Origin of the sequence: Pinirhizobacter sp. (assembly GCF_036499745.1) — a bacterium.
GTDB lineage: Bacteria > Pseudomonadota > Gammaproteobacteria > Xanthomonadales > Rhodanobacteraceae > Pinirhizobacter.
In genome coordinates, this window is sequence record NZ_DASYDG010000009.1 from 1 (window position 1) to 12,655 (window position 12,655).

Consider the following 12,655-nt stretch of genomic DNA (forward strand, 5'->3'; position numbering starts at 1 on the left):
AAGACGAAATCGAGCATGCCGGTGCGATCGGCATCGGTGTCGGTCCACACGTGCGAGCGATAGGACAGGAAACCGTTTGGCTTGCCCTCGGTGAAGGGCGAGTCGGCGAAGAGTGCGGTGGCGATCGGCTGTAGTGCCAGGCCCACGCGGAATTTCTTCACCATGTCTGCTTCGGAGGAGAAATCCAGGTTCACCTGCACGGTGCAGGTGCGCGTCATCATGTCCAGGCCGAGCGAACCGACCTTGGGCATGTATTCGCGCATGATCTTGTAGCGGCCCTTGGGCATCCAGGGCATTTCATCGCGCTTGAACTTCGGCTGGAACCCCATTCCCAGGAAGCCCAGGCCCATGCCATCGGCGATCGAGCGCACTTCTTCAAGGTGTGTATGAACTTCCGAGCAGGTGTCGTGGACGGTTTCCAGCGGCGCGCCGGAGAGCTCCAGCTGTCCGGCGGGCTCAAGCGTGATGTTGGCCTTGCCGCGAGTGAGCGCCACCGGCGTCTCGCCTTCACGGGCGATGTCCCAGCCGTAACGGTCGGCGATGGTCTCCAGCAGGTGCCGGATGCCACGCTCGCCCTCGAAGGTGGGCGGGCGCAGGTCGTCGGTACGGAAGCCGAATTTCTCGTGCTCGGTACCGATCCGCCAGTCGGCCTGCGGCTTCTCGCCCTGGGCAAGATAAGCCACCAGCTCATCCTTCGAACTGATCGGCGTGCCGGGGGCGGCGCTGGGGATGGACACAGGCATTCCTTGGAAGTGTTGGCTGGCCTTCCCTTTGGGGGCGGCCGCCCGCGATCAAAAGGGCGGGTGATCGCGAGAATAGCGTTCAGATGGCCCGAAGACGAGCCGCGCGACTATTTGGCGGCCATTGCCCAACCCATCGGCGCAACGGGTTCAGTAATGTGCCCTGCCGCAGGAAGTAACGACCCGATCATCATTCCGCGTTACCAGAGCGTGGGGCAAGATCGATCCTTGTTCTTTTCATAGGAAGGCATTGCCCATGAAGGCCATCGTTTATACCCGGAACGCCCTGCCCATCGACGACCCCGAGTCGCTCTACGAGATGGACCTGCCCACGCCTGCGCCGGGCCCGCGCGACCTGCTGGTGGCCATCCATGCGATCGCGGTCAACCCGGTAGACACCAAGGTGCGCCAGCGCGTCGCCGTGACCGAACCGCGGATCCTGGGTTGGGACGCCGTGGGCACGGTGGTGGACACCGGTGCGGACGTCACACTGTTCAAGAAGGGCGAGGAGGTGTTCTACGCCGGCTCCATCGCGCGGCCAGGCTCATATGCGGAGTTCGGCCTGGTGGACGAACGCATCGCCGGTCACAAGCCGCGGACGATCGATGCCGCGCAGGCAGCCGCGTTGCCGCTGACATCGATCACCGCCTTCGAACTGCTTTTCGACCGCCTGGGCGTAGATGAGGGCGGAGGCAAGGGCCAGTCGTTGTTGATCGTCGGTGCCGGGGGCGGCGTGGGCTCGATCCTGGTGCAGCTGGCGCGCAAGCTCACGCAGCTGACGGTGATCGGCACCGCCTCGCGCAAGGAGACCAGCGATTGGGTGAAGGAACTTGGCGCGCACCATGTGATCGACCATGGCAAAGCCTTGGGTCCGCAGCTTAAGGCGCTGGGCGTCGAGCAGGTGGAATGGGTGGCCAGCCTCACGCACACCCACGAGTACTTCGACCAGCTGGTGGAAGTAATGGCCCCGCAGGCCCGCTTCGGCTTGATCGACGATCCGGAAACCCTCGACGCCACACGGCTCAAGCAAAAGGCCATTTCCCTGCACTGGGAACTGATGTTCACCCGCTCGGTATTCCAGACCCCTGACATGCAGCGCCAGCACGAGATTCTCGAGCGCATCGCGTCGCTGGTGGACGACGGTACGCTCAGGACCACCATAGGCGAGAATTTCGGCAGGATAAATGCCGAGAACCTGCGCAAGGCGCACAAGAAGATCGAATCACACACCGCGCGCGGCAAGATCGTGCTGGAAGGTTTCTAGGTGCTATCGGCCAGTGTTTCGATGTCGTCGAAGGTTCGTTGCACGCCATGCGCAAGTGCTCCCACGCGAAGTTCCCGCATTCCTGGTGTGTCGATCACCCAGGCGCCTGTGGCGGTAGCGAACATCCTGCGTGAGGTGGTGGTGTGGCGGCCGCTGGCATCATCTTCGCCGATGCCAGCGGTATCGCGGGCGTGTATGCCGATAACGGTGTTGGTGAGCGTGGATTTTCCCACGCCGGAGGAGCCGACGAAGGCTACGGTCTGTCCATCGCCAAGCCATGGGGCGAGCAATGACGGGCTTGAGGCAGACGTGGCATTGACGGCGAGCACCGTGGCAGCACCTGAGATATCGCGGGCCTGCGCTACGTAGCCGGCGGTATCGTCGCAAAGGTCGGCCTTGGTCAGCACGAGAACGGGTTCGACAGCAGCCTCGTGGGCCAGGGCAAGGTAGCGCTCCAGCCGTGAAAGATTGAAGTCGTCGTTGCACGAGGTAACCACGAACAAGGTATCGACATTGGCAGCGATCGATTGCCGTTGGCTTTGGCTGCCGGCGGCGATACGCGTGAGCAGGGATTGCCGCTCTATCAGGCGGTACATGCGGTCGGCGTGGTGTTCCACCAGCACCCAGTCGCCCACGGCGATCGAATCTTCCAGTTCCTCAATCAGCCGAGCGGGAACCGTCACCTGACCCTGGCCACGTGCCGAGAGCACGCTCAAACCACTTCGATGCGCGCCGACCACGCGGGCAGGGTAGGCGGCCTCGAAATCGTCCAGTGTCAGGTAGTGGGCAAAGCTTGCACACCAGCCGAGCTGGTGCAGGGAATAAACCGGTGAATACATGGGTGAACCCTTTGAAGGCGCATACGGAACGGCTTCCCGGCAGCGGGAAGGCGAACGGAAGACCAGGTTCGACACGCGGGCCAGCCAGGGTGGCTGGCCGGAAGACTTAGTGCAGCGTGGACCCGGCGACGATGGCGGATGCAACATTCATGATGTTCTCCTTCCTCGTGCGAGTAAGACCAAAGGGACGCGCAGGTTAATCGCGAAGATCGCCAAGCGCAACCATGCCGTTCGTTACGGGTGCATGTGCACGGCTTCCTGTGCCCGTGGCGATCAGCGGCCACCGTGAGCGGGAGGCCGACCGGTAGATCCGAGCCGTGCGGCGGCGAGTTCCAGCGAGGCTATCGCGGCCAAGGTGAGGATGAACCATTCCTTTCCCGCACCGACCAGAATCCATCCGCCGACCACCGGAAAGCCGAAAATGCCCACGAAATAGGCGACGACGAACCATGTGAGGGCGGCGTGGCGATGCTCCGGCGCGGAGTGGTTGATGGTCCAGGTCTGGATCACCGGGTAAACCAGCCCATAGCCTGCTCCCGTCAACATCGCTGCGATGATGTGGAAGGCAGGATGAAACGAAGTGCCCAGCAGGCACACGATACCCAGGATAAGGCACGACAACAATACGGTGATCAGCCGAAGCTGCGGCATCATCGATAGACGCCGGGCGAGCATCAGCCGCAGAGTCACCACGGTCGCGGCATGGACGGCGAAGAAGGTACTGGCATGGGAGTCGGTCCCTTCCACGAGCGAGCCCTGGAAGGACATGATCCCCGAGAATACGCAGCCGCCAAGGCCCACCATGGCAATGGGCCTGATGGCGCTGCTCGCAGCGACGGCTGACAGTTTCCTTACCCAGGGCCTCAACGAGGGTTCGTCATGGCCACGAGGTTCCCTTGAGGCGAACATCCCCAGCAGCAGCGCGGCGAGCATCCCCATGCCGCCGACCAGGAGAAACGTTGCCTGGATGGCCATGCCGGTCTGCGCTATCACGGCGGTGAGGAGAATCGGGCTACCGCAGATCCCGGTCATCTGAAACGCGCTGAAGCGGGTAAACCATGGTCCGCGCTGCGCATCGGTGATGCGTTCGGACAAGGCCATGGGGCCGCCGATATAAAACATCCCCCATCCCAGGCCGATCAGCAGCGCTGCGACGTGCGGAAGATTGACCAGGCCACTACCCAGCAGAAGGTAACCGGCGGACATCGTGAGGGCGGCGAGGGCAGCCAGGCGCGATGCATCGAGCTGGCCGGCAAACCATCCCACCACCGGTACCCCGACCAGGGTGCCGACCAAAGCGACGCCGAGTGTTGCCCCCGCGTCGATATCGCTTCCTCCCTGCGCGCGATACCAGTCGGAAACAAGGAATGTCGCGCCATACCCACCGGCCGTGAAGGTGGTGCCGAGCATAAGGAATGGCGCCGATCCCGGCCGCATCGGTCAGGATCCAACTTTTTTATGGGGAGCCATCGACCTCAAGGTTTCCACGGCGTCTTCCAGTTGCTGGCAAACATCCCGAATCTCGGCCTCGGTGGTGAACCTTCCGAGTCCGAATCGGACGTTGCCCTGGGCGTGCGCGTTACATCAGCCACTTGCTGATCCATGGTCGATATCCTTTCGACTGTTCGAGCTATTGTTGTCGTTGTGTCCGACAGCGTCTGTAGTACCCAGGCAGGTAAGTTGTAATCATGCACGTGGCATATCTGTAGGAATGCGCTTACCGAGTGTCTTCGTCAGTTGCTTGCGATAATGACGGGTGAAACACTCATGGTGTTTCCTTCCTCTGGCGAGCAGAGCAAGGGGGTATGCCGGTCAAACGCGATATCGCCAGACGCAACCGTGCCGTTCGTTACCTATGCACGTATCCGGCGGCCAGCGCCGGTGGCGATCAGGCCGGCGGCGATCGAGAGTCCCAGCCCCAGCAGGTAAATCGGATGGAACGGGGCGTCGAAGAACACGACCAGCCAGATAGTTGCCAGCACCGGCGCCAGGAACACCAGCGGCGCGATGCGCGAAGGCGGCGCCAGTTGCAGTGCCCGCAACCACCAGAAATACGAGAGCCCGTTGATGATGCAGCCGTTGAGCAACAGCCCCGACCACGCCTTGCCCGACGACGGTAAGGCCAGCCCGTCACCGAAAAGCACGGTGATGAGGGAAAACACGGCGCCCCAGGCGAAGAAGCAGAAGATCACCAACATGCCTTCACCCGGCACGCTTCTGGACAGCAGGGAATAAAGTGCGAAGGACACCGCACCGACCAGTACGATGCCAAGCGTCGGCAAGTCCTGCGCGGGCAGGGCGGTGAAATTCCCCTTCGTGGCCACGACCGCGGAACCTGCGAAACCCAGCAGCACTGCCGTCACGCCAATGGCGCCGATCCGGTCGTGCGTCACCAGCGGCGCCAGCAACACGATCAGCACGGGCCACAGGTACTGCACCACCAACACGGCGATTCCATCGCCCACCGCGTAACCGTGGTACAGGCACAGATAGAAGAGATAGCAGCCGAGGAAGCCGGGCACGGCTGTACGCAGCAGGTTGGTGCGAGTCCCGGTGAGAAGACTCACGAAGGATGGCGCACGCTTCATCGCCACTACCCCGCACACGACGGCGGAGAGTACGTTGGACAGCAGCAGGAATTGCAGCGGCGTCAGGTCGTGCGTGGTCACCTTGGCGACCACGGGAATCAGGCTCCAGCTCGCGATGCAAAGCGCGGCGAAGATAAACGCCTTTGTCATGAACTGAATTTCCTTTCGCCGTATCGAATACTTCTTCTTTCTAACATGACATGGCGCCGTCGGCGTGTCCGGACGAAAGACGAGAGTCGATCCGACAGACAGCAATACGAAGGCCTACGGTCAGAACGTGGAAGCGAAGCTATCCTCCTTCTCGTATCCTGCTCCGCATCATGCGTTTAGGCAGGAAGCCATCCATGCAATCCACACCGGGCCAGGAAGGTCAAGAAATGAGCGCTGCGGAGATCGACCCGGAAACGAACCCGCGAAAAGCGGGCGATGGTGGCGGTTGGATGCTGGCCTCGCCGCAGGGCGACGACCTGACAACCCATTTGATCGCCCGCATGGGGAATCTCGAGTTCGGCATGGGGCGAATGATCGGCTCCATCGAACGCTTGAATGACCGAATCGACTCCCAGGTCGAGCGTTTGAACGATCGGATCCATTCCCAGGTCGCGAGCCTCAGCGAACGCATCGATACCCAGGTCGCGAGCCTGAGCGAACGAATCGATACCCAGGTAGCGCGTTTGAGCGAACGCGTCGATGCCCAGGTCGCGCGCTTGAGCGAACGCTTCGATACTCAGGTCGAGCATTTGAACGATCGAATCGACGCCCAGGGTGAACGGCTCGATAAGCGAATCGCCGTGCTCGGCGGACAGGTACAAGAGCTCGCTTCCGAGGTACAGAAGGTTTGTGTCGCGGTGAACGACCTTAACACCTGGAAACACAAGGTCTGGGGCATTTGCGTTGCGGTGTCCGGCATCGTCTCCATCGCGAGCGCGCTGGGTGCACTTTTCCAGGCGCTCGCCAAGACACCCTGACGGCGCGCAGCGCAAAGAAATGCCGGCTTGTAGCCGGCACTTGAATCAACCTTGCGGATGGGAAGGGCCGGAGTTGAGCTCCGGCCCCGATCAGATCAACGCTTCATCGAATTAAAGAACTCATCATTCGACTTGGTGTTCTTCATCTTGTCCAGCATGAACTCGATCGCCGCCAGTTCATCCATCGGATGCAGCAGCTTGCGCAGGATCCAGATCTTCGACAGCAGGTCCGGGTCGATCAGGAGATCCTCACGGCGGGTGCCGGAGCGGTTGATGTCGATGGCCGGGTAAACGCGCTTCTCGGAGATGCGACGGTTCAGGTGCACTTCCATGTTGCCGGTGCCCTTGAACTCCTCGTAGATCACCTCGTCCATCTTCGAGCCGGTTTCGGTGAGGGCGGTAGCGATGATGGTGAGGCTGCCGCCTTCCTCCACGTTACGCGCCGCGCCGAAGAAGCGCTTGGGGCGCTGCAGGGCGTTGGCGTCGACACCACCGGTGAGTACCTTGCCGGAGCTCGGGATTACCGTGTTGTAGGCGCGGGCCAGGCGAGTGATCGAATCGAGCAGGATGATCACATCCTTCTTGTGCTCGACCAGGCGCTTGGCGCGCTCGATCACCATCTCGGCCACCTGCACGTGGCGTACGGCGGGTTCGTCAAAGGTGGACGAAATCACTTCGGCGCGCACGCTGCGGGCGATTTCCGTTACTTCTTCCGGGCGCTCGTCGATCAACAGCATGATCAGATGCGCGTCGGGGTGGTTGTGCACGATGGCCTGCGCGATGTTCTGCAGCATCATCGTTTTACCGGATTTCGGCTGGGAGACGATCAGGCCGCGCTGGCCGCGGCCGATGGGGGCGACCAGATCCAGGATGCGTCCGGTGATGTCCTCGCTCGAGCCGTTGCCACGTTCAAGCTTGAAAGCCTTGCGCGGGAACAGCGGGGTGAGGTTCTCGAAGAGCATCTTGTTCTTCGAGGCTTCCGGCGGATCGCCGTTGATGTCGTCCACCTTGAGCATGGCGAAGTAACGCTCGCCTTCCTTCGGGTGGCGCACGCGTCCGGTGATGTAATCGCCGGTGCGCAGGTTGAAGCGACGGATCTGGCTGGGCGAGACATAGATGTCGTCGGGACCGGCCAGGTAAGACTCGTCGGCCGAACGCAGGAAGCCGAAGCCGTCCTGCAGGATTTCCAGCACGCCCTCGGCCCAGATGCCACCGCCGGAGCGGGCGTGGGCCTTGAGGATGTTGAAGATCACATCCTGCTTGCGCTGGCGGGCCACGCCTTCGCGCACACCGAGCGATTCGGCGAACTCCAGGAGCTGGATGGCGTTCTTGCGCTTCAGTTCCGTGAGGTTGATCAGGCGATCGTTGCTGCCGGCGTCGGCGTTTTCGTCTTCGTCGGCCGGGTAGCCGTTATTGTTGTTGTAGTGCTGGTTGCGCTGGTAATTGCCGGGGTTGCTGTTGCCGGCGTTATTACCCGGGTTTCCGCCACCACCACCCTGTTGGGGGCGTCCCTGGTTGCGTTCGTTGCGGCGGCGACGGCCGCGGCTGTCGCGACCTTCGCGCTGCTGCTGGCTGCCCTGGCCCTGGCCGCCCTGGTTCGGGTTGGCGGACTGGCCGCCCCCCTGGCCCTGTGGCTGACCTTGCGGACCGTTGCCACCGGGCTTGCTTTCCTGGCCGCCCTGGCTGGGCGGACTGCCGCCCTGGTTATCGCGCGCCTCATAGGCGCCGCGCGACTCCTGGACATTGCCATTGGCATTGCCCTGGCTTTCGTTGCCGCCCGGGGCCGTGGCCGCAGGGGCCGGCTGCGTGGGAGCAGGAGCCGGAGTTGGGTTGGGAGCGGGCGACGCGCTTTCAGCGCGCACCGGAGCCGATGGCAGCTCGCCCTGCACAGGCGCGGCAGCCTTGGCTGTCTTGCGCGGAGCGCGCTTGACCGGCCCGCTCACGGGTTTGTCATCGGCGCGCTTGGCGTCGGTGGATGCTTTGGATTCGATATCAGACACGGGCAAACCTCGGGGGCGCCGTTAAAAGGAAGGGTTTTTGGGAGTTGAAGCAGATGGCGCGAAGGGCACGGGACAGCGGTGAGTCCCGGCAGGTGCCATGGAATCTAGCACTGCACGCGCCGTGGCGTAAAGCCACGGCGTGTGAAATCCGGGGCGAAATGCCCGGAAGAGAGCAACTTACAGCGTTTTGTCGATCAACTGGGCCAGCTGGCCCTTGCTGACGGCGCCGATCTGGGTGGCCTCGACCTTGCCGTTCTTGAAGATCATCAGGGTGGGAATACCGCGGACGCCGAAGTCCCGGGGGGTCTTCTGGTTCTGGTCGATGTTGATCTTGGCGATACGCAGCTTGCCCTGGTACTGGGTGGCCAGGTCGTCCAGGATAGGGGCGATGGCCTTGCAGGGGCCGCACCACTCCGCCCAGAAATCGAGCAGGACAGGGGTCTCGGAATCGAGGACTTCGGCCTTGAAGGCGTCGTCGCTAACGTGGGTGATCAGGTCGTTCACCATGGATCTCCAGCTTGGAATGTTAAGGGGGTTGACGACCGCGCGGCTCGCATCAGCTACACTCATGCGCCCACGAAGCGCGGGTTGAACCAGGAATGAGGGACTGCCCCATGGGGCTTGCCCTCATTCCAGCGCAACTCGGGGTGCGATTCAAGGGCGCTGAAGCTGGCGCCGCCGCACGGCCGCTACACGCCCAGGCCAGGGCACCCCGGGCGTTTCGTTTCTGCAACTGGAAATGGGCACGCCCGCCCCAATTTCAACCATGCCCCAGGCGCCCGTTCGCGCCGTGGCCCCCAAGCCGGCAGCCGATCCGGGCGCCCGCATCTGTGATGACCCCCTATCCATGTCTGAAAAAGTACTGACCGACACCTTCTTCGAGTCCTTCGACCTTCACCCGCTGCTCCAGCAGGGCCTTGCCGATACCGGATTCACCCGTTGCACGCCGATCCAGGCGCTTACCCTGCCGCTGGCGCTGGAGGGCCGCGACGTCGCCGGCCAGGCCCAGACAGGCACCGGCAAGACCTGCGCCTTCCTGGTGGCGATGATGAACCGGCTGCTCACCCGGCCGGCCGCCATCGACCGGAAAGATTCCGACCCCCGGGCGCTGATCATCGCCCCGACGCGTGAACTTGCGATCCAGATCGAAAAGGACGCCCGCGCCATCGGCCGACATACGGGCCTGCGCTTCGCCCTGATCTACGGCGGGGTGGACTACGACAAGCAGCGCCAGCTGCTGCGCGATGGCTGCGACGTGATCATCGCCACGCCCGGCCGCATGCTCGACTACTACAAGCAGAATGTGTTTGGCCTTAATTCCGTCGAAGTGATGGTGATCGACGAGGCCGACCGCATGTTCGACCTCGGTTTCATCAAGGACGTCCGCTTCATCTTCCGCCGCCTGCCTGCCCGCGAGCAGCGCCAGGTGCTGCTGTTCTCAGCCACCTTGAGCCACCGTGTGCTGGAGCTCGCCTACGAGCACATGCACAACGCCGAGAAGCTGGTGGTGGAAACCGATAACGTTACCGCCGACCGCGTGCGCCAGCTGGTGTATTTCCCTTCCAAGGAAGAGAAGATGCCGCTGCTGCTGAACCTGCTCGAGCAGACTGGCGTCGAGCGAAGCATCATTTTCGTCAACACCAAGGCCGCCGCCGAACGCATCACCGACCGCCTGAAGCGCCACAACTATCGTGTGGGCGCGATCTCCGGCGATGTGCCGCAGGTCAAGCGGCAGAAGCTGCTGCAGCGCTTCCAGGACGGCGTGATCGACATGCTGGTGGCCACCGATGTAGCTGCACGCGGCCTGCATATTCCAGCTGTCAGCCATGTCTTCAACTACGACCTGCCACAGGACGCCGAAGACTACGTCCACCGCATCGGCCGTACCGCGCGCCTGGGCGCCGAGGGCGATGCGCTCAGCTTCGCCTGCGACCTCTATGCCATGGGCCTGCCAGACATCGAGCAATACATCGGGCAGAAGATCCCGGTAGCCAATGTCACGGCCGATCTGCTGATCATGCCCAAGCCGCGGCCGCGCGCCGATGGCCTGGTGGACGATGCCGAAGAAGATGCCGCCGATGCCGCCGCCAGTTCGCCGGTGAACGACAAGGCCCGCGAGGCCCGGTCGCGTTCGCGCAGCGGTGGCGGCGCGTCCGATCACAAGGGCAAGTCCAACGGCAGCAGTGGCCAGTCCCGTCCTCCGCGCGAGCGCAAGCCGGCGGCGGCGGTCACCGCCTCGGCTGGCGATGCCGTCGCGGTGCCCGTGCCCGTCACATCCACCGGCTCCGAAACGGCTACCGATGCCGTCAGTGATGATGCGGCCAGGAAGCGTCGCCGCCGCCGCCGCGGTGGCAAGGCCGCTCGTGAGCGGACGGCAGGGACGGTCAATGGCGCGGCCAACGGGGAGCGCGCCGAGGCCGCTTCGAACGGGTCGGCTGAGCCCGGCCGTCGCCCGTCGCGCCACGTGCCGTCCTCGCGCCCCAACGCCCCGGCCCCGGCGGCCCCCGCCACCGAGAAAGTCGGCTTCTTCAAGCGCCTCGGACGCCTCTTCGGCGCTCGATAACTTGCGGAAATCCCGTATGCTTCCTTAAGTCAATTCCTAGGGAAGCCCGGTGATTCGTTTCGACCAGGTGGGCAAGCGCTATGAGGGCGGCCACGACGCCCTGGCCGATGTCAGTTTCGGTGTCGAAGCCGGTGAGATGGCCTTCGTCACCGGCCACTCCGGCGCCGGCAAAAGCACCTTGCTGAAGATGCTGGGCCTGATCGAGCGCCCCTCGCACGGCATTGTGATGTTCGACGGCCAGAGCCTGGCGCAGGTGCGCCAGCGCGATGTTCCCAGGCTCCGCCGGCGCATCGGCATGGTCTTCCAGGACCACCGCCTGCTGATGGACCGCACCGCCTTCGCCAATGTTGAGCTGCCGCTGGTGATCGCCGGTGTCCCTGCCGCCGACCGTGGCAAGCGCGTGCGTGCCGCCCTGGAAAAGGTGGGCCTGCTACCCAACGAGAAACACCTGCCCTCGGCACTGTCAGCCGGTGAGCAGCAGCGCCTGGGCATCGCCCGCGCCATCGTCGGCAAACCCACCCTGTTGATCGCCGACGAGCCCACCGGCAACCTTGATCCCCAGCTGGCGGTGGATGTCATGGGCCTTTTCGCCGAGTTTCAATCCGTAGGCACCACGGTGCTCATCGCCAGCCACGACCTGATGCTGATCAAGCGGATGCGCAAGCGCGTCGTGGTGCTCGACCATGGTCGCCTTGTGGCCGATATTCCCGCCACGGAGATCGTATGAACGAGGCGGTACGCGAGAACCGGAAACCAGTCACTGCACGGGCACGCGCCGGCGGCTTCAACGCGTGGCGTGAGCACCATGCCTGGAGCATGGCATCGAGCTTCCGCCGCCTGGCCAGCCGGCCGCTGGGCACGGCGCTTACCGTGGCGGTGATGGGTTTTGCCATGTCGCTGCCACTGGCATTCTTCCTGTTGCTGGCCAACGTACAGCGCATCGGTGATTCGCTGGGCAAGGCCGACACCATCAGCGTGTTCCTGAAGGGAACCCTCGCAGCGCCCAATGCCCAGCAGGTGGCGGACATCCTGCGCGAGCGCCGGGACATCGGTGCCGTCGAGGTGGTCACCCCCAAGGAAGGCCTGGATGAAATGGCCCGTGCCCAGGGCTTTGCCGGCGCCATCGCCGACCTCGACAACAACCCGCTGCCCTACGTATTGAAGGTGCACCCGAAAACCGGCCTCACCGCCGACGAGGTGGCCAGGATGGTGCAGGAACTGCGCGACATGGGCGGGGTGGACATGGTCCAGGACAATGGCGGCTGGCGCGCCCGCCTGGATGCCATGGTGAACGTGGGTACGCGCGCGGTCACCGTACTCGCCCTGCTGCTGGGCATCGCCGCCCTCCTGGTGGTGGGAAATACCATCCGGGTCGACATCCAGGGGCGTGCGGCCGAGATCAGCGTGCTGCTGTTGATCGGGGCAAGCCGGCCGTTCATCCGCCGGCCTTACCTTTACGCCGGGCTCTGGTACGGCCTGTTTGCCGGCATCCTGGCCGTAGCGCTGGCGCTGGCCCTGCAGGCGGCCCTGGCCGGCCCCGTGGCGCGCCTTGCCGATGCCTACGGCGGCAGCATGGATTTTGGCGGCTTGCCGACATGGTTGTTGCTTGTTGTACCGTTACTATCGTCTTTCCTCGGCTGGCTGGGCGCGCGCCTGGTGGCCGCCCGGCAACTGCGAAAGGCACCTTAGCCGT

At 63.6% G+C, this 12,655-nt stretch carries 11 protein-coding genes; 5 read left to right on the plus strand and 6 right to left on the minus strand.

From position 1 onward, the window contains the following. Positions 1 to 737, minus strand: a 737-nt coding sequence (locus VGM61_RS02580; RefSeq protein ID WP_414694784.1) for a glutamate--cysteine ligase, incomplete at its 3' end; no start/stop codon positions are given. 259 nt (positions 738 to 996) lie between these two features. Here VGM61_RS02580 and VGM61_RS02585 point away from each other — a divergent pair. Next, a complete protein-coding gene (locus VGM61_RS02585) occupies positions 997 to 2,004 on the plus strand; it encodes a zinc-binding alcohol dehydrogenase family protein (RefSeq protein WP_331521149.1) in 1,008 nt (335 codons plus the stop codon). On the opposite strand, the gene rsgA is transcribed toward VGM61_RS02585, so the two are convergent. The 3 genes from rsgA to VGM61_RS02600 all read right to left on the minus strand — a co-directional run bounded on the left by rsgA (position 2,001) and on the right by VGM61_RS02600 (position 5,581). Then, entirely contained in the window at positions 2,001 to 2,843 is an 843-nt protein-coding gene (gene rsgA / locus VGM61_RS02590; protein WP_331521150.1) for a ribosome small subunit-dependent GTPase A, read from the minus strand. The two genes, VGM61_RS02585 and rsgA, sit on opposite strands and share 4 nt — an antisense overlap. Before the next feature lie 273 nt (positions 2,844 to 3,116). Next, complete coding sequence (locus tag VGM61_RS02595; protein ID WP_331521151.1) at positions 3,117 to 4,253, minus strand: MFS transporter; 1,137 nt, start codon at positions 4,251 to 4,253, stop codon at positions 3,117 to 3,119. 443 nt (positions 4,254 to 4,696) lie between these two features. Beyond that, a complete protein-coding gene (locus tag VGM61_RS02600) occupies positions 4,697 to 5,581 on the minus strand; it encodes a DMT family transporter (protein ID WP_331521152.1) in 885 nt (294 codons plus the stop codon). Between the two features lie 194 nt (positions 5,582 to 5,775). Between VGM61_RS02600 and VGM61_RS02605 the strand changes: the two genes are divergently transcribed. Beyond that, a complete protein-coding gene (locus VGM61_RS02605; protein WP_331521153.1) occupies positions 5,776 to 6,399 on the plus strand; it encodes a hypothetical protein in 624 nt (207 codons plus the stop codon). Between the two features lie 95 nt (positions 6,400 to 6,494). On the opposite strand, the gene rho is transcribed toward VGM61_RS02605, so the two are convergent. Further along, positions 6,495 to 8,288, minus strand: a complete 1,794-nt coding sequence (gene rho / locus VGM61_RS02610) for a transcription termination factor Rho (RefSeq protein WP_331521204.1) — start codon at positions 8,286 to 8,288, stop codon at positions 6,495 to 6,497. A gap of 288 nt (positions 8,289 to 8,576) precedes the next feature. Then, the gene (trxA, locus tag VGM61_RS02615) at positions 8,577 to 8,906 is read right to left on the minus strand and encodes a thioredoxin TrxA (RefSeq protein ID WP_331521154.1); all 330 of its coding nucleotides are present in this window, start codon (positions 8,904 to 8,906) and stop codon (positions 8,577 to 8,579) included. Between the two features lie 340 nt (positions 8,907 to 9,246). Between trxA and VGM61_RS02620 the strand changes: the two genes are divergently transcribed. The 3 genes from VGM61_RS02620 to ftsX are packed head-to-tail and all read left to right on the plus strand — an operon-like array spanning position 9,247 to position 12,651. Then, positions 9,247 to 10,962, plus strand: a complete 1,716-nt coding sequence (locus VGM61_RS02620; RefSeq protein ID WP_331521155.1) for a DEAD/DEAH box helicase — start codon at positions 9,247 to 9,249, stop codon at positions 10,960 to 10,962. A gap of 49 nt (positions 10,963 to 11,011) precedes the next feature. Next, positions 11,012 to 11,689 carry a cell division ATP-binding protein FtsE gene (ftsE, locus tag VGM61_RS02625; RefSeq protein ID WP_331521156.1) on the plus strand — a complete coding sequence of 226 codons (678 nt, stop codon included), beginning with the start codon at positions 11,012 to 11,014 and terminating at the stop codon, positions 11,687 to 11,689. After that, positions 11,686 to 12,651, plus strand: coding sequence for a permease-like cell division protein FtsX (gene ftsX, locus VGM61_RS02630; protein ID WP_331521157.1), 966 nt, complete (start codon positions 11,686 to 11,688; stop codon positions 12,649 to 12,651). Before ftsE ends, ftsX begins: the two co-directional genes overlap by 4 nt. The last annotated feature ends 4 nt before the right edge of the window (positions 12,652 to 12,655 follow it).